Genomic DNA, 23,642 nt, shown 5'->3' on the forward strand with positions numbered 1-23,642 from the left:
ATCTCTACAGCATATTTCCCGACTATGACTATTGAGGTTTCAGAACATGGCAATTCACGTTAAGAACAATATCCACTGGGTTGGACAACGCGACTGGGAAGTGCGTGATTTTCACGGCACGGAGTACAAGACGCTACAAGGCAGCAGCTACAACAGTTATTTGATTCGCGAAGAGAAAACCGTACTGATCGATACCGTCGATCATAAGTTCAGCCGTGATTTCGTCCAGAATCTGATGGCGGAAGTGGATCTGAACACGATTGACTACATCGTGATCAACCACGCCGAAGAGGATCACGCCGGCGCGCTGAGCGAGCTGATGGCACGGATTCCCAATACGCCGATTTACTGTACTCACAACGCGATCGATTCCATCACCGGTCACCACCACCACCCTGAATGGCATTTCCACACGGTCAAAACCGGCGACACGCTGGATATCGGCAACGGCAAGCAGCTGATCTTTATCGAAACGCCGATGCTGCACTGGCCGGATAGTATGATGACCTACATGACCGAAGATGCCGTGTTGTTCAGTAACGATGCGTTCGGCCAGCACTACTGCGATGAACACCTGTTCAATGACGAAGTGGATCAAACTGAACTGTTCGAACAGTGCCAGCGCTATTTCGCCAACATTCTGACGCCATTCAGCCGCTTAGTGACCGCCAAGATCCACGAAGTGCTGGGCTTCAATCTGCCGCTGTCGATGGTCGCAACCTCACACGGTGTGGTATGGCGTGACGATCCTGCCCAGATCATCCACCTGTATTTGAAGTGGGCGGACAGCTATCAGGAAGATCGCATCACGCTGTTTTACGACACCATGTCCAACAACACTCGCATGATGGCCGACACCATCGCGCAGGGCATCAACGATGTCGACCCCGGCGTCGCGGTGAAAATCTATAACGTCGCCCGCCACGACAAGAATGAAATCCTGACGCAGGTCTTCCGTTCGAAAGGCGTGCTCGTCGGTTCATCCACCATGAATAACGTGATGATGCCGAAGGTCGCCGCCATGCTGGAAGAGATCACTGGCCTGCGTTTCCAAAACAAAAAAGCCTCAGCGTTCGGCAGCTACGGCTGGAACGGCGGCGCGGTCGATCGCATTCAAACCCGTCTGATGGACGCCGGTTTTGAAACTACGCTAGCGCTGAAAACCAAGTGGCGTCCTGACGGTTCCGCGCTGGAAATTTGCCGCGAGCACGGCCGTGAAATCGCACGTCAGTGGGCGCTGCATCCACTGGATGATACGCCTGCCCGTCGCGTCATCTCGCCAGTAAAACAGACCACGGTGGCGCCGCAAACCGTAAGCGCCCCGCAGAGTGTGAGCGCCCCCGCCGAGAGCGCCTGTGGTTGCAGTGAAGTCGCTGCGCCACAATCAACCGCACAGCCAGCGGCACAATCAGAAAACGGCTGTATGCAGTGCAGCGTCTGCCAGTGGATTTACGATCCAGCGCTTGGTGAACCGATGCAGGATGTGACTCCCGGCACTATGTGGTCGGACGTACCAGACAGCTTCCTCTGCCCGGAATGCGGGCTGGGTAAAGACGTTTTCAATCCGATTCGCTAAGGAGAGGATGATGAAAGATATCGTGATTATTGGCGCAGGCTTTGCCGCCCGCCAGCTTATTCGACAGCTCCGCAAGCTGGATGCGCACCGCCCTATCCGCCTGATCACCGCTGACAGCGGCGATGAGTACAACAAGCCGGATTTGAGCCATGTGATGAGCCTGCAACAGCACGCCGACGATCTGACCAAGATGCAGGCGACCGCATTTGCCGAAGAAAACCGTATTACGCTGCTGGCGAATACGCGCGTCACCGCCATCGACCGCCATACGCAACAGGTTGTCTGCGGCACGGAGCGTTACGATTACCACAAACTGGTGTTCGCGACCGGTGCCAGTGCGATGGTGCCGCCAATTCCAGGACGCGAGCATATGCTGACGCTCAATAGCCAGCAGGAATACCGTACTCACGAAAGTCGGCTCTGGCAGGCCGAACGTATACTGGTACTCGGTGCCGGGTTGATTGGCACCGAACTGGCGATGGATCTGGGGCGCGCGGGAAAACAAGTTACGCTGGTTGATTGTGCCAGCAGCATTCTGCCCGCGTTGATGCCGCCCGAAGTCAGTGCACGTCTGCAATTCACTCTGACGCAGCAAGGGGTTTCGCTGCTGCTGAACACGACCCTACAGCAGTTGGAGAAAACCGAAACTGGCGTGCGGTCGACATTTACCGATGGCCGAACCGTCGACGTGGATGAAGTCATCTCCGCTATCGGCTTGCAGGCCAACACGCAGCTGGCGAAAGCGGCAGGTTTGGCAGTGCAGAAAGGCATTCAAACCAATACACAGTTACAAACCAGCGATCCACAGATTTATGCGCTGGGCGACTGCGCGGAGATTGGCGGTAAGCTCCTGCCTTTCCTGCAGCCCATTCAGCTCAGCGCAATGACGCTGGCGAAGAATCTGTTAGGTGCCAGTGAAGCACTGGCGCTGCCGCCGATGCTGGTTAAAATCAAAACGCCGCTGTTTCCCTTGCAGATGGCGGGGGGTACCACAAGTGGCGACCTGCACTGGCAGCAGGAATGGAACGAACAAGGTATGGTAGCGAAAGCGCTGGATAGTCAGCAGGTGCTACGCGCCTTTGTGGTCGGCGGAGAGCGGATGAAAGAGGCATTTCCGCTGCTGCGACAGCTTTCCACTGTAACTTCAACCACGGCCTGACACGGCAAAATAAATAATGCATTTAAAATACATATTTCTGGTCAGCCTGCGTGCGGATTAATAGAATACGGCTATAGCTTTTGGAATTTACAGACCGAGGTAAAAATGCAAGATCTCATTTGTTATAAGAAGATGCCACAGTGGAACAGCCAGACGCTGCCTGCCGCGTTCCAGGAAAAGCACAACACGCAGGAAGGCACCTGGGCAAAATTGACCGTGCTGAAAGGGGAAATGACCTTTTCCATGCTGACCGAAGACGGCGAGACGCTGGAGACGTTTCACTTCACTGAGCAGAACCAGCCGCCGTTTGTTGAGCCACAGGCGTGGCACCGCATCGTTTCTTTCTCTGACGATCTGGAATGTCAGCTCAGCTTTTTCTGCTCAGCGGAAGATTTCTACCATAAAAAATACGGTCTGACGCGTACCCATTCAGAAGTGATCAACGCCGTGCAGCACATCAAACCGGGCAAAACGCTGGATTTAGGCTGCGGCGGCGGGCGTAACTCGCTGTACCTGAACCTGCGCGGATTTGATGTAACCGCCTGCGATAAACACGAACAGAGCATTGATTCGCTGAATAACATCATCAAGAGCGAAGCGCTGGAACACATTCGGGCGGGTGTTTACAACATCAATCTGGCGGAAATCAAAGAGCAGTATGACTTCATTCTGTCGACCGTCGTGCTGATGTTTCTGGAACGTGACCGGATTCCGCACATCATCAGCAATATGCAGGACAGCACGGTTAACGGTGGCTATAACCTGATTATCGCCGCGATGTCGACGGAAGATTGCCCGTGCCCAATGCCCTTCTCCTTTACCTTTAAAGAAAACGAGCTAAAGAACTATTACGCCGACTGGGAGATCCTCAAATACAACGAGGATATGGGTGAACTGCACAAGACGGATGCGCACGGCAACCGCATCAAACTGCGCTTCGCCACGCTGCTGGCAAAAAAGCCGTAAGTCGCTAAAAACGCTATTCGTTAAAAACCTAAGTCGCTAAAAACTTAGGTCATAAAATAACAAAGGGCCGATAAATCGGCCCTTTTGTCTGCGTGGTATCTGCGTGAATCAGCTGGCTTTGCGCTCTGCCGCTACGCGGTAAGCCACCAGATCTTCAATCGTCAGTACCGGCATGTCGTGCTGTTTGGCAAACGCGATCACTTCCGGCGCGTGCGCCATTGAGCCATCATCGTTCGTCAGTTCGCACAGAACGCCAGACGGCTTCAGGCCCGCCAGCGTCATCAGGTCAACCGTTGCTTCAGTGTGACCACCGCGCGTTAACACGCCACCCGGCTGGGCACGCAGCGGGAATACGTGACCAGGACGATTCAGATCGCTCGGCTTGGCGTTATCCGCAATCGCGGCACGAATAGTCGTCAGACGATCCGCAGCAGAAACCCCCGTCGTCACGCCTTCGGCGGCTTCGATGGTTACGGTGAACGCCGTTTGGTAATGGCTGGAGTTCTTCTCCACCATCATCGGCAATTCCAACTGCTGGCGACGCTCTTCCGTCAGGCACAGGCACACGATGCCACTACCGTGACGAATCGTCAGCGCCATCTGTTCAACGGTCATATTTTCAGCGGAGAAGATCATGTCACCTTCGTTTTCACGATCTTCATCATCCAACACCAGCACGCCGCGGCCATGACGCAATGCATCAAGCGCGCGTTCTACGCGTTCAGCAGGATTGCCAAATTCAGAAAGTAATGTCTGATTCATGGTAAAAACCTCAATGTTATTATGAATTACCAGAATCAGGGCGAGCTTGAGGAGTAACCACTACTACTGGTTGCATAGCAATGGCTAACAAAAATAACGCGAGCGGGCATACAGCCCGACAGATACCGTTACTCTCTCCCATCCGGACTATAACCGTCGGCCCCGGAATTGCACCGGATCTGCTGACCCCACGTTGCGAAATCGATAATAAAATCGGAAAACGCAGCACGAGCGCTCGCGGGCTTCCAGTATGTATACTGGTTTACCGCCGGTGGGGAATTACACCCCGCCCTGAGAATAAGCGGGTTTACTATAACGCTAATACCTCGACAGGGCAATTGATCCGCCGCAGGAAATAGGGCAAAACGTATGCTGAATTACAGTAAAATTATGCTGAATATGTGCAAAGCAGGGAGCGGATTTAGTTTATCCATCCCACAACTCGCATTACACTTGTTATACCCTAAATAATTCGAGTTTCAGGCAGGCGGCAAGAGAAGGAATCCCGATGAGCTTACTCAGGTAAGTGATTCGGGTGAGTGAACGCAGCCAACGCACATGCAACTTGAAGTATGACGGGTATATAGTAGTGACCTTACATAACCTAATCAGGAAAGCGACATGATTGACCCAAAGAAGATTGAGCAAATCGCCCGTCAAGTGCATGAATCTATGCCAAAAGGCATCCGGGAATTGGGTGATGATGTGGAGAAAAAAATTCGTCAGGTCTTGCAAGCACAGCTGACCCGATTGGATTTGGTGAACCGTGAAGAGTTTGATATTCAGACGCAGGTTCTGCTCCGCACGCGCGAGAAGATTGCCCGTCTGGAACAGCGCCTGACGGAGCTGGAAGCGAAATTGTCTGCGGAAGAAAAGCCCGCCGCAGCGCCGGAAAACGACTAATCCTCACATACCCCGTCATCATCGCGATGCAGCGCCCTAATCAGGGCGTTGCTCGATTCCCAGCACCGCAACATTCAGAAGAAACGAACTCAGTGGGAAACCAGTTCAACCTGCTTGCGCGGCAGGAACAGCCATAGTAGGGCCAGCATGATTAACGCATACAGCGATTTCCAACCGATCATCAGCAACAGCGCGCAGCAGAGCATGCCTCCGATTGCCGCCATGACTCTGGCGCGCCCTTTCAGCAAGTGCCACCCAGCCAGCATACACAGCAAATAGATCAGCACAAAGATGCCGTTCGCGTACACAATCAGCATATCCAGCGGTAGCCTGAGCCAGTAAATCAACAGACAGCACACCAGACAGCAGGTCACCACAACCGACAGCGCATTTACCGGTGCCTGCCCTGCGGACAGCTTCGCCAGCGCACTGCCTTTCGCTGCCTGCGACCAGACGAGACGGGCGAATCCCTGGGTGTAGATATTCACGCTGGCAAAGCAGGCCAGATACCCGACAAAGCAGGCAATCCACAGTGCATGTTCGCCAAATAGCTGTACGACAATACCCGGTAGTGAAGCCGTTGCGGCAATCCCTTCACCATAAGCCTTAAAATGCAGTACGGCCACCGTACATCCCCAGTAAACCGCGCCAGCAACCAGCATACCGATGAGTAAAGCCCGTGGGAAATCCCGCTCCGGTACCCGAAATTCCGTCGCCATATGGGCAAACGCTTCAAGGCCGACGAAGCACCAGAACATCACCGCCAGCGCACCAAAGGTGTTAGACCATGACAGTTCCTGTACCGACGGCCAGGGGATATGTGCAGGCGTAATATCGCCCTGCCACCAGATAGCAACAACCAACCCCACCACCAACATCGCGATAATAATCTGAATGTTGGCGCTGGATCCTGCACTGCGCAGGCCAAGCAGCCAGATACCGCCCAGCGTCAGCAACTGTACGCAGAGCAGCCCCAGATCGCTCCAGCCAAATGCTGCCTGCCAGAACCCGGCAGCAATCTGCAAAGCAGCGGGTAGCCCCAGCGGAATAACGGAAAGAAATAGCCAGCCGGTCACTCGCGCCATACGCGGCCCAAAGGCCAGATTAACAAAGTGTGCTGCGCCGCCCGCATTAGGAAAATGTTGCCCCAGTGCGGCAAAGCCAATCGCGATAGGAAAAACAAACAGGATCAAGATCGGCCACGCCCACAGGCTATCCTGCTGCGCCAGCTGTGCGACCAGCGCAGGAACCGCAAACACGCCGGTTCCTAGCAGAGAGGTAGAAAGCAGCCCCACGCCCTGAATCAGGCCAAGCTCTTGTTTTAATCCTTTTGCTTCACTCACAGCATTTCACCCTTTTCTTGCCTTTCTACACCACGCCCCGATCGAAGAATAAAAAAAGCCTCCCTTAACGGAGGCTTCTTTCTCACCCACTGCATTCACACACGTTATGCTTTCACATGCACTATTGATGCTTTCACGCGTTGGCTTTCAGCACATCGCGAATGCGGGCTTTGTAGGATTCGACCTTCTGCGGCGTCATCATACGACGTTCATCATCCTGCACCACGCCGCCAACATCGTCAGCAATACGCTGCGCAGACTGTAACATCAGTTTAAAGTTTTGGCTGGCGTCGCCATAAGACGGCACCATCATGAAAATAGATACACCAGGCGTCGAGAATTCGGACATCGCGTCCACATTAAACGAACCGGGCTTAACCATATTCGCCAGGCTAAACAACACCGGCCCTGCGCCTGCGGGGTTCACATGGCGATGGAAAATATTCATTTCACCAAACTGGAAACCAGCCTGAAGCAGACTTTGCAACAGCAGTTCGCCGCCAATAACACCGCCCTGATGCGCCACGACGTGCAGCACCAGAACCGCTTCTTTTGCCGCTACGGGTTCAACAGGCTCAGCAGGTTGCTGAGGCTGCGCAGGCGCAGGCGCAGGCTGAACTTTCTCATGCAACGAATGCGCAGCAGGCTGCTGTGGAGCGGATGGCGGCGCATCGTACGCAAACGACTCACGCGGTGTGTCGATGCTCGGCTGAGTAGGTGTTTCTCTGGGATTAACAACCTGCGGGTTGCTATCGCCACGCACTTGCGAACGCGGAGAATCCACCGGCGTGGCTTCATCCAGTAAAGGATCGTAAGAAGAAGCGGGAGACAAATGCTCGAACGGCGATGTCGCCTCCGGGCGCATCTCTTCGCGTGCACTGTTGTTATCAAATGACGAACTGCTAAATGACGGCTCATTCTGCTGCGAACGCGCACCCTTCACGCGAACTTCGCCAACGCCTTCATCTAGCTCATCAAGCGGCGTTTCATCACGCGCTTTCTTTGCACGTTTAACCGGGCGGTCACGAAAAAGGGACGAGCGCTCTTTACGGCTAGTCCACAAGCCGTGCAGTAACAGCGCTATTATAGCGATCGCGCCAACAACGATTAATATCAGACGCAAGTCCTGCATCATTGCTATCCCAATTGTTCTAACAATACATTGCCACCACGGCAAATACTTATACTACTAACTCTATTTGCCTGAGTACACAAGTGCAAGCCTGCGCGGTACTTTATGACAATAAAGATAGATACAACGCACTTTTTTGCTGTTTTTTCATCCAAATGCGGGCTAGTCAGCATAAGATCATCCCGATATGATGCCTCAACAAACAAATGACTGAGTATATTGTCACTATGTCTTTCGAAAAACCGTCTTACGGCAACACCGCAGGCCAGGTTCGCAGCGGAATACACTATTTTCTTGCCGGATGGCGTTTGATCTCACTACCGGGCATCCGGCGTTTCGTCATTCTTCCCCTACTCATGAACATTGTGCTGATGGGGGGGGCCTTCTGGTGGCTTTTCACCCGGTTAAATGACTGGATTCCCCAGCTCATGAGCCACATTCCAAGCTGGCTGCAATGGCTCAGCTACCTCATCTGGCCACTCGCCGTCCTCTCCATCCTGCTGGTATTCAGCTACCTATTCAGTACGATCGCCAACTTTATTGCCGCACCGTTTAACGGCTTGCTGGCGGAGCAGTTGGAAGCAAAACTAACCGGCCAAACGCTGCCGGATAGCGGCATACTCGGCATCGCCAAAGATGTCCCGCGGATCATGAAGCGTGAGGTCCAAAAGCTGGCGTATTACCTGCCCCGCGCGATTGTGCTATTGCTTCTCTATTTCATCCCCGGCATCGGGCAAACGGTCGCGCCAGTGCTGTGGTTCTTGTTCAGCGCATGGATGCTGGCGATTCAGTACTGTGATTATCCTTTTGATAATCACAAAGTGGGCTTTTCCACCATGCGGCAGGCATTACGTCGTCATAAGGTCGCCAATATGCAGTTTGGCGCCTTGGTCAGCCTGTTTACGCTGGTGCCTTTTTTGAATCTGGTCATCATGCCCGTCGCGGTATGTGGGGCAACGCAGTTGTGGGTGGATCGCTATCGGGATCTGTCCGCGACGCTGCCGAAAAAAGCGCCATAAAAAGACCGTGTGCACTGGCTTATCAAGGCCAGTGCTTTCTATTGTAATGAAAAGATATTTCTTAAGAACATAACGATATAGCAATTCTTTACTTCACTGAAAGGTGTGAACGGGTATTCTCTCTACGTTCGCAAAAATTTCATACAGTTATAAGGACAGGCTATGAGCAAGATCTACGAAGACAATTCTTTCACAATCGGCCATACGCCGCTGGTTCGCCTGAACCGTATCGGCAACGGACGCATTCTGGCTAAAGTGGAATCCCGCAACCCCAGCTTCAGCGTAAAATGCCGTATCGGCTCTAACCTGATTTGGGATGCAGAAAAACGCGGCGTTCTGAAACCAGGCGTTGAGCTGGTTGAACCGACCAGCGGAAACACAGGGATTGCTCTGGCCTACGTCGCAGCGGCTCGTGGTTACAAACTCACGCTTACCATGCCGGAAACTATGAGCATCGAGCGCCGTAAACTGCTGAAAGCGCTGGGCGCCAATCTGGTGCTGACCGAAGGTGCCAAAGGTATGAAAGGCGCCATTGCCAAAGCAGAAGAGATCGTTGCCAGCGATCCGAACCGTTATCTGCTGCTACAACAGTTCAGCAACCCCGCTAACCCGGAAATTCATGAGAAAACCACCGGCCCTGAAATTTGGGAAGATACCGACGGTCAGGTTGATGTCTTTATCTCTGGCGTCGGTACTGGCGGTACGCTGACCGGTGTCAGCCGCTACATCAAGAACACCAAAGGCAAAGCTATCATCAGCGTAGCGGTTGAACCTACCGATTCACCGGTGATCTCTCAGGCACTGGCAGGCGAAGAGCTGAAACCAGGCCCGCATAAGATTCAGGGTATCGGCGCAGGTTTCATCCCGGGTAACCTGGATCTGAAACTGATTGACCGCGTAGAGAAGGTGACGAACGAAGAAGCGATCAGCACCGCACGTCGTTTGATGGAAGAAGAAGGCATTCTGGCTGGGATTTCTTCCGGTGCCGCCGTTGCCGCAGCGCTGAATTTGCTCAAAGAGAAAGAGTTTGAAGGCAAAACCATCGTCGTTATTCTGCCTTCTTCCGGCGAACGTTACCTCAGCACGGCACTCTTTGCCGACCTGTTCACCGAGCAGGAACTGCAGCAATAATCCTTCGGTCACTCTCGAACAATAAGTGACCAATGTGTTAAAAAAGCACCTATTTAGGTGCTTTTTTGTGGCACACTTCAAACTTTCCACCACATACAGATTGCTTTTCTACATCAGGTTTAGTATTTAACCGAACAATTATTTTGATGCGTGAAATTAATGTCAGACAAACGCCACGCCCGACCACATTGTCTTTTGTCTTGTGCAGAACGTTTTTTGTCTTGCGCACGATAGCCACATCGCCATTTTGCGACCGGGGTTAAGATAATGGGTAGCGGAAGCTATGGTGTTTGATGGTATTTTATCCAGGAAATACGTTTGACGGTTTTCTTGTCGCATCGTGGTTCGCCCCTGTAACATAAGTCAGGAGCTAACCAAACAGGCTAAAGTTCAGTGAATCAGCTAAACTTTAGTTCCACAACATTAATCTAATCCATAAGTTGGGGAAAAAAGCATGTTCCAGCAAGAAGTGACTATCACCGCACCGAATGGCCTGCACACTCGTCCCGCTGCTCAGTTCGTTAAAGAAGCCAAAGGCTTCACTTCAGAAATCACCGTGACGTCCAACGGCAAGAGCGCCAGCGCTAAGAGCCTGTTCAAATTACAAACACTCGGCTTAACCCAAGGAACTGTGGTTACTATCGCTGCGGAAGGCGAAGACGAACAGAAAGCGGTTGAACATCTGGTCAAACTGATGGCTGAGCTCGAGTAATCGACGAGTTTTTTAGTGAACACCAGAATCGAGTAAGGTAGGGTTATGATTTCAGGCATATTAGTATCACCGGGTATTGCTTTTGGTAAGGCACTGTTACTGAAAGAAGATGAAATTCTCATCAACCGGAAAAAAATCTCTGCGGATCAGGTAGAGCAGGAAATTGAACGTTTTCTGACTGGCCGTTCCAAAGCATCCGCACAGTTGGAAGCTATCAAGAAGAAAGCGGGCGAGACGCTGGGCGCAGAGAAAGAAGCCATCTTCGAAGGCCACATCATGTTGCTGGAAGATGAAGAGTTCGAGCAGGAAATCATAGCCCTGATTAAAGATGAACATGCTTCCGCCGATGCCGCTGCGTTTTCTGTTATCGAAAACCAGGCCAAAGCGCTGGAAGAGCTGGATGATGAATATCTGAAAGAACGCGCCGCAGACATGCGTGATATCGGGAAGCGTTTGCTACGCAACATTCTCAATATGACCATCGTCGATCTGGGCGATATTCAGGATGAAGTCATTCTGGTTGCAACGGATCTGACGCCGTCAGAAACCGCGCAGTTGAATCTGGATAAAGTGCTGGGCTTCATTACCGATCTCGGTGGCCGTACGTCCCACACCTCCATTATGGCCCGTTCGCTGGAGCTACCAGCTATCGTCGGCACGACCAACGTGACGCAACAGGTCAAAAACGGCGATTACCTGATTCTGGATGCGGTAAACAACCAGATCTATCAGAATCCGACCGCAGAAAAAATTGAAGAATTAAAAGCCATTCAGCAGCAGTACAACGCTGAAAAATATGAGCTGGCCAAGCTGAAAGATCTGCCAGCCATCACGCTGGATGGTCATCAGGTTGAAGTCTGTGCCAACATCGGTACCGTGCGTGATGTCGCCGGTGCTGAGCGTAACGGCGCAGAAGGTGTCGGCCTGTATCGTACCGAATTCCTATTCATGGATCGTGACTCTCTGCCTACCGAAGAAGAGCAGTTCCAGGCGTACAAGGCAGTTGCCGAAGCCGTTGGCGCTCAGGCAGTTATCGTCCGTACCATGGATATCGGCGGTGACAAAGACCTGCCTTACATGAACCTGCCGAAGGAAGAGAACCCGTTCCTTGGCTGGCGTGCTATCCGTATTTGTCTGGACCGTAAAGAAATTCTGCACGCCCAGTTGCGCGCCATTCTGCGCGCATCCAGCTTTGGCAAGCTGCGTATTATGTTCCCGATGATTATCTCTGTGGAAGAAGTGCGTGAGCTGAAAGCCGAACTGGAGATGCTGAAAGCACAGCTGAGAGAAGAAGGTAAAGCCTTCGACGAAAGCATTGAAGTCGGCGTAATGGTGGAAACCCCTGCCGCTGCCGCAATCGCGCCACATTTAGCCAAAGAAGTCGACTTCTTTAGTATTGGGACAAATGACTTAACCCAGTATACTCTGGCAGTTGATCGCGGTAATGAGCTGATTTCTCATCTCTATAACCCGATGTCCCCCGCCGTCCTTACCCTGATCAAACAGGTTATCGACGCGTCTCATGCCGAAGGCAAGTGGACGGGGATGTGTGGTGAGCTCGCCGGTGACGAACGTGCTACACTACTGTTATTGGGAATGGGTCTGGACGAATTCAGTATGAGTGCGATCTCTATCCCAAGCATCAAGAAAATCATCCGTAATGCGAATTACGAAGATGCGAAGGCGCTGGCGGAGCAGGCATTAGCTCAACCGACAGCACAAGAGTTAAGCAATCTGGTGAGCCGCTTTATTAAAGAAAAAACGCTCTGCTGATTCTGCTATTACCTAATAGGTTTCAAGGTGGCAATCAGCATCCCCGACAGGCGATAACCTCGCGGTCGGGGTAGCGAAAAACGCCAATGCCACAACGACTTGAAAGATTAGGGTATACGCTGGCCCAATATTAATGCTTAGGAGAGAATCATGGGTTTGTTCGATAAATTGAAATCTCTGGTTTCTGACGACAAAAAAGACACTGGCAGCATCGAAATCATTGCCCCGCTGTCCGGTGAAATCGTCAATATTGAAGATGTTCCTGATGTCGTATTCGCAGAGAAAATCGTCGGTGACGGTATTGCCATCAAGCCAACTGGTAACAAGATTGTCGCACCGGTAGACGGCACCATCGGTAAGATTTTTGAAACCAACCATGCGTTTTCCATCGAATCTGACAGCGGCATTGAGCTGTTTGTACACTTTGGTATTGATACCGTTGAATTGAAAGGCGAAGGCTTCAAGCGCATCGCCGAAGAAGGCCAGCGCGTGAAGAAAGGCGATCTCGTTATCGAGTTTGACCTGGCTCTGCTGGAAGAAAAAGCGAAGTCTACTCTGACACCAGTGGTTATTTCCAACATGGACGAAATCAAGGAATTAACCAAACTGAGTGGTACGGTCGTTGTCGGCGAAACGCCGGTTATCCGTATCAAAAAGTAAACCGCCCTTCTACGGATGGTCTACTACGTTTGCACGAAACGGCACCCGGATGGTGCCGTTTTCGTTTCAGGCGTTCCAACGTGGTACACACAGGCGAATCACTAATCCACGCGGTTCACCGTTGTCCGCCTCAATATGCCCACCGTGCGCCAGAACAACTTTCCGGGTAATCGCCAGTCCCAGCCCATAGCCTTTTCCAGACAGCGGCGAATCAACACGGATAAAAGGATCGAAGATGCTGGAGAGCTTACTTTTCTCCACGCCGGGCCCCTGATCGGCAACCTGAATCGTCCACTCATGCTCGTTGCCAATAAGCGACACGGACACCTGCTGTTCGGGGGCGGAAAAACGTAGCGCGTTGCGCATCACATTATCAACCGCCCTGCGCATCAGCTCCGCGTTGCCTTTAATTGTGTAGTCCTCGTCTTCATCCGCCGCGAGCAGAATTTCAACGCCGGTAACCTGCGCCTCATAGCGCGCATCGTTGACGACGGCCGTCACCAGCCCCAGCAAATCGAAATAGGCTTCCTCAATACCAGAATGCTCCGTGCGCGACAGCGTCAGCAGTTCACCAATCATCTTATCCATCAGCAGCGCCTCACGTTCGATACGCTGTAAGGAGTTCTCGACATTGTCCGGGTTCTGCCTTATCAACCCGATAGCAAGCTGCAAACGCGCCAGTGGGGAGCGCAGCTCATGGGAGACATCATGCAGCAACTGTTCACGCGCGCTGGCCAGACTGTCCAGCCGCTCGACCATGGAATCGAAATCGCGCGCCACATCGCTGATTTCATCATGACGCCTCTGCATCACCGGTAGCAGGCGTACGTTCAGATCGCCCTGTGCAACCTGATCAAACCCCGCACGGATCTGGCTAAGTGGGCGTGCCAGACTCCATGCCAGTACCGAACTGAACAACAGGCCACCAAACCCCGCAATAATCACAAACGGCACGGGTACGTTAAGAAACTCGACCGGACGAGGAGGACGGAATTCGCTGCGCAACAGCTCGGCGTCATAACGAATTTGGTACCACTTTCCGCCAGGCCCGTTGACCTGCTTGATAATGTGCGAGTCACGCTGCGCCTTACGCTTATCCGGCACAAAATCATCACCAGGCATCCTGGCCGTCTGTGGTGCGGAAATCAGTTCCTGCTCTGACAGCGGCAACGGCGATTCCGTGACGGAAATATATTTCTGTTCTTCTTGCGGCAGCAGCGACATCACATCGTTCAGCTCACCCAAACCACCATGTTGCAGCGCCGCTGCCACCATCTCCGTTTGCATCGTCGCAATGCGGGACACCACGATCTCTTCCAGCGGCTTATGCCGCTCGCCATAAAACGAAAAAGCCAGCCACAGCAACTGAGACATGACGAGGAACGTCAGCCAGAAACCGAGCAGTATCTTCCAGAAAAGCCTTCCACGAATCATCATCAGCGAATCCGGTATCCCACGCTGCGCACGGTTTCAATCGTCATAGTGCTGCCCGGCAATGCACTGAGTTTCTGACGAATATTGCTGATGTGCACATCCACGCTACGGTCATAGGCTTCACGACGACGCCCCAGACATTTTTCGGACAGTTCATCTTTTGACACCACCCGCTCGGGGGAACGTAACAGCAGCTCAAGCAAATTAAACTCAGACGCGGTCAAATCAAACGGCTGCCCACGCCATTCGCTGATGCGCGTTGCGGGGTTCAATACCAGATCGCCACTGGCCGCCACGCTTTCATCCCGTTTTGTACTGGGCTGATCGTCATAGCGACGTAGCACCGCCCGCAGCCTTGCCACCAGTTCACGTGGGTAGCACGGTTTAGGCATATAGTCATCCGCGCCCATTTCCAGACCGATAACCCTGTCGATGTTGTCACCTCTCGCCGTCAGCATAATCACGGGAAGCTGTTGGGTTTTTCTGATCTGACGCAGCACGTCAATCCCGCTCATATCCGGCAGCATGACATCCAGAATCATCGCGGTGTAATCTCCCGACATCGCACCATCAACGCCTTCTTTGCCCGTCAGCACCCGAGAGGTCGAAAACCCTTCCGCATTCAAATACTCACAGAGCATATCGCCCAGCTCTACGTCGTCATCGACCAGTAAAATATTCATATCCTGTCCTCATTAATCGGGTATACCCTACAACATTCGAGTTGCGGAAAAAATGCACATACCGTTTGAAGTATGGCGGGTATAGATAATGTATTCTCAGGCCTGGCGTTAATATTCGCAGCCAGATTTACTTAATCCTTACCATTTCTTTCAGCAAAGATTACCGCTACCTTTACAGACTCGGGGTAAATTACTCACCTGCGTTATTTACTTCCGTTCAGATGCATTCATTAAGGACGACTCCCCCTGATGCAATCACGATTTTTTACACGACGCCGTACGACGATCGCGCTTGGTGTTATCGCCGCTGCCGTACTTATTCATCTGTTTTTCAACAAGCCAGCACCCGCGCCAAGCACGATGACCACCGCAGCAGAGATTGCGGATCTCGAACAGACGGTACTCGCTGACGGCAAAATTGAGGCGCAGAAACAGGTCAGCGTCGGTGCTCAAGCCTCGGGACAAATCAAAGCGCTGCACGTCGAACTCGGCGATAAGGTCACAAAAGGGCAATTGATCGCCGAGATTGATGACCTCACCCAGCAGGACACGTTAAGAAATGGCGAAGCGGCGCTAAAAAACATTCAGGCTCAGCGAACTGCCAAACTGGCGGAATTGCGTAACAACGAATTGAGCTGGCAGCGTCAGCAAATGTTGATGAAACGCGGCGTTGGCGCTCAGGCCGACTACGATAGCGCGAAAGCCACGCTCGACGCCACCCGAGCCAATATCGATGCGCTGGACGCCCAGATCGTTCAGGCACAAATTACCGTCAACACAGCCAAGGTTAACCTCGGTTATACCCAGATTCGTTCACCAATGGATGGCACCGTGGTGGCGATTCCGGTTGAAGCGGGCCAAACGGTCAACGCCATCCAGACCACGCCGACCATTGCCAAAGTCGCCAATCTGGACACCATGACCATCAAGGTGAAAATTTCAGAAGCCGACGTCGTCAAAGTGAAAACCGGCATGCCCGTGTGGTTCAGTATTCTGGGCGAACCGAATAAGCGTTACGAAGCCACGCTGAGCTCGATTGAACCCGCGCCGGATTCCATCAATACGGATTCAACCACGACGTCATCCAGTTCCAGCAGCAGCACCAGTTCTTCATCCAGCACCGCGATCTATTACAACGGCCTGTTTGATGTGAAGAACCCTGACGGCGTATTGCGCATTTCCATGACGGCACAGGTGTATATTCTGCTGTCTTCGGTGAAAAATGCCATTGTCGTCCCAGCAACGGCATTAACCTCGCGCAATGGCATGTGGTACGTGCAGGTCATGAATGCGAACAAGAAGATCGAATCGCGGCTGGTCACGCTCGGCCTCAATGATAACGTGCGCACCCAGATTCGTTCGGGGCTCAGCGTTGGGGAGCAGGTGGTTGTCAGCCCGTCGTCCGGTGATGTCGCGTCCACGCATCCCGGCCCACCGATGGGGATGTAATGCATGTCCACATCCTTACTTAAGCTGACTGGCATTACCCGCCGCTTTTCCAACGGCGAACAGGACGTTACCGTCCTCAAGGACATCAACCTGACGATCAATCAGGGAGAAATGGTGGCTATTGTCGGCGCATCCGGGTCGGGAAAATCCACGCTGATGAATATTCTCGGCTGTCTGGATAAACCGTCCTCCGGTGATTACCAGGTGGCAGGTCGTGCCGTTGGTGAGCTGGACAACGACCAGTTGGCGGAACTGCGTCGCGAGCATTTCGGTTTTATTTTCCAGCGTTATCACCTGCTGGGCGACCTCAGCGCGCTGGGGAACGTCGAAGTACCGGCCATTTATGCCGGTAAGAGCCGGCTGGCACGCCGTCAGCGGGCAGCAGAGCTGTTAACCCGTCTGGGACTGGAAAATCGCCTCCACTATCGTCCCAGCCAGCTTTCCGGCGGCCAGCAGCAGCGCGTGAGTATCGCCCGTGCGCTGATGAACGGCGGTGGCATTATTCTGGCGGATGAACCAACCGGTGCGTTGGACACCCACAGCGGCAACGAAGTCCTGAGCATACTCCGCGACCTGCACAAACAGGGCAATACGGTCGTGATCGTCACCCACGATATGACGATTGCCGAACACGCTCAGCGCATCATCGAATTGCGCGATGGCGAAGTGATTGCCGATCGACAAACGCGTCCCGAAGAGGCGACGGCACCGTTGCCTGAAGCCGCAAGCTCCCCGGCAACCTCTGCCCTGAATCAATTCAAAGACCGCTTTATTGACGCATTTAAAATGGCGCTGTTGGCGATGAATGCCCAGCGGATGCGCACCTTTTTGACCATGCTCGGCATTATCATCGGCATCGCCTCCGTCGTCTCGGTGGTCGCACTGGGAAAAGGCTCACAGGAACAAGTGCTGGCCGATATCAACTCGATGGGCACCAGCACGTTGGAAATTTTCCCCGGCAAAGATTTCGGCGACATGGATGCCAGCGCCATTCAAACGTTGCGAGCCAGCGATATTCAGCCGCTGACTCAGCAGCCCTACGTGCATAGCGTCACACCTTCTATTTCCACCAGCGTAACGATGCGCTATGGCAACATTGCCGTTTCCGCCAGCGTTTCCGGGGTTGGCGAGCAGTTCTTTACCGTACGTGGCTACACCCTGCAACGCGGTGTGCTTTTCCCTCGCAACAGCGTCGATGAACTGGCACAGGACGCGGTGATTGACAAAAATACGCTTAACAAGCTCTTTCCCCACGGCGAGGATCCGATTGGGCAAGTCATTCTATTGGGCTCGCTGCCCGTACGAATTATCGGCGTCGTCAGCAAGAATCAGGGCGGCTTCGGCAGCGATGAGAATCTGAATGTCTGGGTGCCGTACACCACCGTAATGAAGCGCATGGTTGGGCAATCCTACCTGAAAAGCATCACGGTGCGGGTAAAAGACAATATCGATATGAACGTCGCCGAGAAAAGCATCACCACCCTACTGACGCAGCGGCACGGTACGAAAGATTTCTTTATCATGAACACAGACAGCATTCGTCAGATGATCGAGAAAACCACCACGACACTCACGCTGCTGGTGTCGATGATCGCTCTGATTTCGCTGCTGGTCGGCGGTATTGGCGTAATGAATATCATGCTGGTGTCCGTCACCGAGCGAACCCGAGAGATCGGCGTCCGTATGGCGGTCGGCGCGCGCACCAGCGATATCATGCAGCAGTTTCTGATCGAAGCCGTACTGGTCTGCCTGTTCGGCGGCATCATCGGCGTGGGGCTATCGCTGGCAATCGGCGTACTATTCGCACAGTTCAGCAGCAATTTCGCGATGATCTATTCCAGTTCCTCGATTATTGCCGCATTCCTGTGTTCCAGCCTGATCGGCATTATTTTCGGCTTCTTCCCCGCCCGTCGTGCGGCACGGATGGAACCGATTCACGCGCTGGAGCGGGAATAGTCATCAGTCAAAGACCCCGGTGGACAGATACCGATCGCCGCGATCGCAGGCGATCGCCACAATCACGCTGCCGGGGTTTTCCGCTGCAATCCGCAACGCACCCGCCACCGCCCCGCCGGAACTGACGCCGCAGAAGATACCTTCCTGACGCGCCAGTTGCCGTAACGTATTTTCAGCATCGACCTGCGTCATATCCAGAATACGATCGACCAGATCGGCGCGGAAGATGCCTGGCATATAGTCCGGCGTCCAGCGGCGAATGCCGGGAATATGGCTGCCTTCCGCAGGCTGTAGCCCTACCGTGCAGATTGCCGGATTCTGCTGCTTCAGATAACGACTGACGCCGGAAATCGTGCCGGTAGTGCCCATGCTGGAGATAAAGTGGGTCAGCTTACCCGCCGTCTGCTGCCAAATCTCTGGGCCAGTCGTGAGAAAGTGCGCCAGCGAATTGTCCGGATTATTGAACTGATCGAGCGTTTTCCCCTCTCCTGCCAACACCATTTGTTTTGCCTTATCCCGCGCGCCTTCCATCCCCAACTTGCGATTAACCAGCACCAGCTCTGCGCCATACGCACGCATTGCGGTCTGACGTTCATAGCTCATATTGTCCGGCATCAGCAGACGTAGCCGGTAGCCTTTTACCGCCGCAATCATCGCCAGTGCAATGCCGGTATTCCCGCTGGTCGCCTCGATCAGTCTGTCACCGGGGGCGATGTCGCCGCGATTCTCCGCCTGCTGGATCATGGAGAGTGCCGCCCGATCTTTTACCGATCCGGCAGGATTATTCCCTTCCAGCTTCAGCCAGATTTCACTCTTCAACCCCTGCGTCAGGCGCTGCAATTTCACCAGCGGGGTATTACCAATACAATGCTCAAGCGTTGTCACAAGTTGAGTCCTAAAAAAACCCACGCGTACGGCGTGAGTGAGGAAAAAGATAGAAGTTAGTGTTTATTCATTTGCCGCTTCACGCGCCACTGCAAGGCGCTTTTGATAAACAGCGTCAGTATCGCTATCACGGTTAACAGCGCCGCCGCGGTAAACGCGCCGACACTGTTATAATCCTGATGCAATAATTCGACCTGCAATGGCAGCGTATAGGTTTCACCACGAATCGAGCCAGACACCACGGATACGGCGCCAAACTCGCCAATCGCCCGTGCATTGGTCAGAACCACGCCATACAGCAGCGCCCAGCGAATATTCGGTAACGTCACTCGATAGAACACCTGCCAGCCTGATGCTCCAAGCAATACCGCGGCCTCTTCTTCCTGACTGCCCTGACTCATCATCACCGGAACCAGTTCCCTGACCATAAACGGGCAGGTCACGAATATCGTCACCAGCACAATGCCAGGCCATGCAAACATCAGCTGTAGCCCCTGCTCATCCAACCAGCCGCCAACCGGGCCGTTAGTGCTGTAAAAGAGCAGATACAGCAGACCCGCCACCACTGGCGAGACGGCGAAGGGAATATCGATCAGCGTGAGCAGCAGTTGCCGACCGGGGAACTGAAAGCGTGTGACCAGCCAGGCCAGCAGCGTACCAAAGACCAGATTTACCGGTACGACAATCGCGACCACCAGCAGCGTGAGACCGATCGCATGCAGCATGTCAGGATCGCTCAGGTTTCGCCAGACGCCCCCCAGCCCGTGCGCCAGCGCTGCGGCAAAAATTGACACCAAAGGGATGACCAGCATGATGAGCGATAATATCACACCCAACGCAATCAGCGCTGTCCTCCCCCAGTTGCGTTCCTGCCTAACGGAATGAGTCTGGCGCCGCGGCGTCACAGTAGGAATCTCAGCCATTACACGCTCCGTGTCCGTTGACCAAAGCGGCTTTGCAGCACATTGACGGCAAACAAGATCAATAAGGAAGCCGCTAGCACAACGGAAGCAATCGCGCTGGCAGCAGGGAAATCAAACTCCTGCAAGCGGATAAAAATCATCAGCGAAACGACCTCCGTCTGCCAGGCAATATTCCCTGCAATAAAGATGACCGCGCCAAATTCGCCCAGACTGCGGGCAAACGACATCGCGGTGCCCGTTAAGAGCGCCGGGGTTAATTCCGGTAAAATGACATAGCGAAAACACTGCCAGCGATTCGCCCCCAGCGTCTGCGCCGCCTCTTCGTATTCCGGACCCAACTCTTCCAGCACCGGCTGAACGGTCCGCACCACAAAGGGAATACTGGTGAACGCCATCGCGACCGTAATCCCCAGCCAGGTGTACGATACCTTGATACCGTATTCTGCCAGCCATGCGCCGTACCAGCCGGTCGTTGAAAACAACGCGGCCAGTGTCAGCCCTGCTACGGCCGTGGGGAGCGCAAAGGGTAAATCCATTAGCCCATCCAGCAAGGCGCGACCGGGAAAGCGATAACGCGTCAGAATCCACGCCATTAACAGGCCAAATCCCGCATTAAATAGCGTCGCCAGCCCCGCAGCCAGAAGCGTCACCTTGTAAGCGGCTACTACCTGCGGATTGGAAATCACCGTCCAATACTGCGCCAGACTCATTTCGGAGAGCTGCATCACCAGCGCACTTAACGGCAGCAGCAGAATCAGGCAGACAAACAGCAGGCTGCTGCCCAGACTCAATGCGAATCCCGGCAGCACTCGTTTACCTGAACCAGAGAAGAGGTTATCCGACCTCAAAGCCATTACTGACGACCAGCAGCCAGCAGCTTATCCAGTTCGCCACCCGTGTCGAAGTGGGTTTTCATCACCTGTGGCCACGTTCCGAACTGATCCTCTACCCGGAATAAGGTGGTTTCCGGGAAGCGGGATTTCAGCGTTTGCGTTAATTCGGGGTTATTCACGCGGTAGTAAAAATCGGTGATAATTTTCTGCGCTTCCGGGCTATACAGATAATTCAGATAGGCTTTTGCCGCCTGCTCGGTGCCGTTCTTCTCGACATTCTTGTCGATCCACGCCACAGGGAACTCCGCCAGTACGTTGACCTTCGGGACGATCACCTCGTAGTTCTCGGCACCATACTGATTACGGATGTTATTCACCTCAGATTCAAAGCTGATCAGCACATCACCCAACTGACGTTCCACAAACGTGGTGGTTGCCCCGCGACCGCCGGTATCAAATACTGCAACGTTCGCCAGAAAACGGGTTATCCACGCACGGGTTTTGGCCTCATCGCCACCGTTGGCTTTGCTGGTCGCGCCCCAGGCCGCAAGATAGGTATAACGAGCATTGCCGGACGTTTTCGGGTTCGGGAAAATCAGTTTCACGTCGTCGCGCACCAAATCGTTCCAGTCGTGGATCCCTTTAGGATTGCCTTTGCGAACCAGAAACGCCATGGTGGAATAGAACGGAGAGCTGTTATTCGGTAAACGCGCTTGCCAATCGGCGGGGATCAGTTGCCCGCGATCGTGCAGGATCTGGACGTCGGTCACCTGATTATAGGTCACGACATCGGCCTTCAGGCCTTGCAGAATAGCCAACGCCTGTTTAGACGAACCGGCATGCGATTGTTTGATCGTCAGCGGATCGTTAGGGTGTTGCGACAGCCACTGTTTTTCAAAGCCGGGATTGAGCGCTACAAATAGCTCACGCGACACATCATAAGAGCTGTTCAGCAGCTCGGTAGCAGAGACAACACTCTGCCCACCCAGCAGCAATGACAGCGCCAGAGAACCTTTCACCAGCCAGCCTTTCACCTGTACTTGATTCATCTTATGTCCTGCCAGAGTTAGCGCCTATTCGGTAGGCTTTGTTATGGGGGATCTATCGTTTGCATAGCCATTTTTTGAAAAAAATGCACTTGTCAGTGCAACCCAGTGTAGGGGGAAGTGACGGTTAACATATAACCTTTATATATAACATTTCGGAGTTTTTAAGCGCTAAAGGGCATAACCCCGAGGCAAGAGAAACGTAAAGAAAAGGGGCGATCAAATAGCCTGATGGGAACTGAAACGTTGAGAACGGAGAGAATTGGTAAGAATGGATGCCTGCGCAGGTGCAGGCATCAGGAAAACGCGTTGGATCTTACAGCGACAACAGCTGATCCAGAGAAGGCGCGAAGAAGTAGCTGCCGCTGACGGCACGCGTAAAGCGCAGCATCTCATCACGTTTACCGTCACGATCGCCGAACATGCTCAGCAGTTGCTGCTCAATGTTATGCAGACGTGCGCAGTAGGCAATAAAGTAGAGCCCATTTTTACCGCTCGCGGTGCCATAAGGCAGGCTCTGACGCAGAATCTTCAGTCCCTTGCCGTCTTCCTTTAAATCCACACGGCTGAGATGCGACGTTACAGGGCGCTCATCGGAAGACAGCTCTTCATTATCCTGCTTCGTACGCCCGATCATCTGTTCCTGCTGCTCCACGCTAAAACGCTGCAGCTGCTTCAGATTGTGTTCCCAACGTTGGGTAAACACATAACTGCCGCCTGCATCCGGCTGGCCCTCCGGGATAATCGCCACGGCATGACGGGCATCACCCTGCGGGTTTTCCGTGCCGTCGATAAAACCACTTAAATCGCGATCTTCCACCCAGCGGAAGCCGTGCGTCTCTTCCTCGATACGAATCGCCCCACCAAACGCGGCCAGCGCCGCCTGAGCCAGTGTGAAGTTCACATCATGGCGCAGCGATTGGATATGGATCAGCAGATCGCGCTGCGTGGCAGGAGCGAGCCCGTTGCCCAACGGCGTAAAGGGTTTGAGTTCCTCTGCGCCGCGGTTGCAGTCCAGATCGCGCCAGACATCGTTGCCAAATGCCAGCACCGCGCCTAATCCCGCGTCGGGATACTGCTGCTGTAACGCTTGTAATGTCTGACAGAATTTTTTGCATCCCTGCCGGATAGCATCAAACTCTCCCTGAATCATCGCTTCCATAAAAATGGCAAAACGGCGGTGTTCCAATAAAATACCGCTTTGAATTGGTGTCATTTCTGCTTCCTCAAGCGTCAGTTTTTTCTTTTGTTGTTATGGCTTACTACGGTCGTGATACCGAATACGGATACCGAAAAA

At 53.3% G+C, this 23,642-nt stretch carries 21 protein-coding genes and 1 riboswitch; of the genes, 11 read left to right on the forward strand and 10 right to left on the reverse strand.

From position 1 onward, the window contains the following. Nucleotides 1-46 precede the first annotated feature (46 nt). From norV to tehB, 3 genes are all read left to right on the forward strand, one after another. The gene (norV, locus tag I2D83_RS17895; RefSeq protein WP_205947034.1) at nt 47-1,576 is read left to right on the forward strand and encodes an anaerobic nitric oxide reductase flavorubredoxin; all 1,530 of its coding nucleotides are present in this window, start codon (nt 47-49) and stop codon (nt 1,574-1,576) included. 7 nt (nt 1,577-1,583) lie between these two features. Then, nucleotides 1,584-2,735, forward strand: a complete 1,152-nt coding sequence (gene norW / locus I2D83_RS17900) for an NADH:flavorubredoxin reductase NorW (RefSeq protein ID WP_205947035.1) — start codon at nt 1,584-1,586, stop codon at nt 2,733-2,735. A 105-nt stretch (nt 2,736-2,840) separates the two neighbouring features. Beyond that, nucleotides 2,841-3,701, forward strand: coding sequence for an SAM-dependent methyltransferase TehB (tehB, locus tag I2D83_RS17905; protein ID WP_205947036.1), 861 nt, complete (start codon nt 2,841-2,843; stop codon nt 3,699-3,701). A 108-nt stretch (nt 3,702-3,809) separates the two neighbouring features. On the opposite strand, the gene ribB is transcribed toward tehB, so the two are convergent. After that, nucleotides 3,810-4,463: a 3,4-dihydroxy-2-butanone-4-phosphate synthase gene (gene ribB / locus I2D83_RS17910; RefSeq protein WP_012773476.1), complete on the reverse strand. Its 654-nt coding sequence runs from the start codon at nt 4,461-4,463 to the stop codon at nt 3,810-3,812. 126 nt (nt 4,464-4,589) lie between these two features. Then, a riboswitch (FMN riboswitch) is annotated at nt 4,590-4,766 on the reverse strand. 318 nt (nt 4,767-5,084) lie between these two features. Between ribB and ubiK the strand changes: the two genes are divergently transcribed. Beyond that, nucleotides 5,085-5,366 carry a ubiquinone biosynthesis accessory factor UbiK gene (ubiK, locus tag I2D83_RS17915; RefSeq protein ID WP_012773475.1) on the forward strand — a complete coding sequence of 94 codons (282 nt, stop codon included), beginning with the start codon at nt 5,085-5,087 and terminating at the stop codon, nt 5,364-5,366. Between the two features lie 89 nt (nt 5,367-5,455). Here the strand turns inward: ubiK and yjeH are convergent, their stop codons facing one another. Next, the gene (gene yjeH / locus I2D83_RS17920) at nt 5,456-6,709 is read right to left on the reverse strand and encodes an L-methionine/branched-chain amino acid transporter (protein WP_205947037.1); all 1,254 of its coding nucleotides are present in this window, start codon (nt 6,707-6,709) and stop codon (nt 5,456-5,458) included. Nucleotides 6,710-6,842: 133 nt separating this feature from the next. Continuing rightward, entirely contained in the window at nt 6,843-7,844 is a 1,002-nt protein-coding gene (gene zipA / locus I2D83_RS17925; protein WP_205947038.1) for a cell division protein ZipA, read from the reverse strand. Nucleotides 7,845-8,068: 224 nt separating this feature from the next. Here zipA and cysZ point away from each other — a divergent pair, with 224 nt between their 5' ends. The 5 genes from cysZ (at nt 8,069) to crr (ending at nt 13,136) form a co-directional block, all read left to right on the forward strand. Continuing rightward, a complete protein-coding gene (cysZ, locus tag I2D83_RS17930; protein WP_180778115.1) occupies nt 8,069-8,860 on the forward strand; it encodes a sulfate transporter CysZ in 792 nt (263 codons plus the stop codon). Between the two features lie 162 nt (nt 8,861-9,022). Next, nucleotides 9,023-9,991: a cysteine synthase A gene (gene cysK, locus I2D83_RS17935; RefSeq protein ID WP_012773471.1), complete on the forward strand. Its 969-nt coding sequence runs from the start codon at nt 9,023-9,025 to the stop codon at nt 9,989-9,991. A 454-nt stretch (nt 9,992-10,445) separates the two neighbouring features. Continuing rightward, nucleotides 10,446-10,703 carry a phosphocarrier protein Hpr gene (gene ptsH, locus I2D83_RS17940; protein ID WP_005971891.1) on the forward strand — a complete coding sequence of 86 codons (258 nt, stop codon included), beginning with the start codon at nt 10,446-10,448 and terminating at the stop codon, nt 10,701-10,703. A 45-nt stretch (nt 10,704-10,748) separates the two neighbouring features. Then, the gene (gene ptsI / locus I2D83_RS17945) at nt 10,749-12,476 is read left to right on the forward strand and encodes a phosphoenolpyruvate-protein phosphotransferase PtsI (protein ID WP_012773470.1); all 1,728 of its coding nucleotides are present in this window, start codon (nt 10,749-10,751) and stop codon (nt 12,474-12,476) included. Between the two features lie 150 nt (nt 12,477-12,626). Then, nucleotides 12,627-13,136, forward strand: a complete 510-nt coding sequence (crr, locus tag I2D83_RS17950) for a PTS glucose transporter subunit IIA (RefSeq protein ID WP_010284368.1) — start codon at nt 12,627-12,629, stop codon at nt 13,134-13,136. A 66-nt stretch (nt 13,137-13,202) separates the two neighbouring features. Here the strand turns inward: crr and I2D83_RS17955 are convergent, their stop codons facing one another. Continuing rightward, nucleotides 13,203-14,573 carry an ATP-binding protein gene (locus I2D83_RS17955; RefSeq protein WP_205947039.1) on the reverse strand — a complete coding sequence of 457 codons (1,371 nt, stop codon included), beginning with the start codon at nt 14,571-14,573 and terminating at the stop codon, nt 13,203-13,205. Then, nucleotides 14,573-15,253 carry a response regulator transcription factor gene (locus I2D83_RS17960; protein WP_012773468.1) on the reverse strand — a complete coding sequence of 227 codons (681 nt, stop codon included), beginning with the start codon at nt 15,251-15,253 and terminating at the stop codon, nt 14,573-14,575. Before I2D83_RS17960 ends, I2D83_RS17955 begins: the two co-directional genes overlap by 1 nt. A 249-nt stretch (nt 15,254-15,502) precedes the next feature. Here I2D83_RS17960 and I2D83_RS17965 point away from each other — a divergent pair, with 249 nt between their 5' ends. Both I2D83_RS17965 and I2D83_RS17970 read left to right on the forward strand, forming a co-directional pair. Beyond that, complete coding sequence (locus I2D83_RS17965; protein WP_012773467.1) at nt 15,503-16,702, forward strand: efflux RND transporter periplasmic adaptor subunit; 1,200 nt, start codon at nt 15,503-15,505, stop codon at nt 16,700-16,702. Between the two features lie 3 nt (nt 16,703-16,705). Next, complete coding sequence (locus I2D83_RS17970; protein WP_205947040.1) at nt 16,706-18,658, forward strand: MacB family efflux pump subunit; 1,953 nt, start codon at nt 16,706-16,708, stop codon at nt 18,656-18,658. Nucleotides 18,659-18,661: 3 nt separating this feature from the next. Here the strand turns inward: I2D83_RS17970 and cysM are convergent, their stop codons facing one another. The 5 genes from cysM to I2D83_RS17995 all read right to left on the reverse strand — a co-directional run bounded on the left by cysM (nt 18,662) and on the right by I2D83_RS17995 (nt 23,561). Beyond that, entirely contained in the window at nt 18,662-19,543 is an 882-nt protein-coding gene (gene cysM / locus I2D83_RS17975) for a cysteine synthase CysM (protein ID WP_181846973.1), read from the reverse strand. A gap of 56 nt (nt 19,544-19,599) precedes the next feature. Next, nucleotides 19,600-20,466, reverse strand: coding sequence for a sulfate/thiosulfate ABC transporter permease CysW (gene cysW, locus I2D83_RS17980; RefSeq protein WP_205947041.1), 867 nt, complete (start codon nt 20,464-20,466; stop codon nt 19,600-19,602). Continuing rightward, a complete protein-coding gene (cysT, locus tag I2D83_RS17985) occupies nt 20,466-21,320 on the reverse strand; it encodes a sulfate/thiosulfate ABC transporter permease CysT (protein WP_205947042.1) in 855 nt (284 codons plus the stop codon). Before cysT ends, cysW begins: the two co-directional genes overlap by 1 nt. After that, nucleotides 21,320-22,348 (reverse strand): sulfate ABC transporter substrate-binding protein, encoded by a 1,029-nt coding sequence (locus I2D83_RS17990; protein ID WP_181829765.1) that lies wholly within the window; start codon nt 22,346-22,348, stop codon nt 21,320-21,322. Before I2D83_RS17990 ends, cysT begins: the two co-directional genes overlap by 1 nt. Nucleotides 22,349-22,661: 313 nt before the next feature. Further along, nucleotides 22,662-23,561 carry a Dyp-type peroxidase gene (locus tag I2D83_RS17995; RefSeq protein ID WP_205947043.1) on the reverse strand — a complete coding sequence of 300 codons (900 nt, stop codon included), beginning with the start codon at nt 23,559-23,561 and terminating at the stop codon, nt 22,662-22,664. Nucleotides 23,562-23,642 lie beyond the last annotated feature (81 nt).

Origin of the sequence: Pectobacterium aroidearum, assembly GCF_015689195.1 — a bacterium.
Classification (GTDB): domain Bacteria; phylum Pseudomonadota; class Gammaproteobacteria; order Enterobacterales; family Enterobacteriaceae; genus Pectobacterium; species Pectobacterium aroidearum.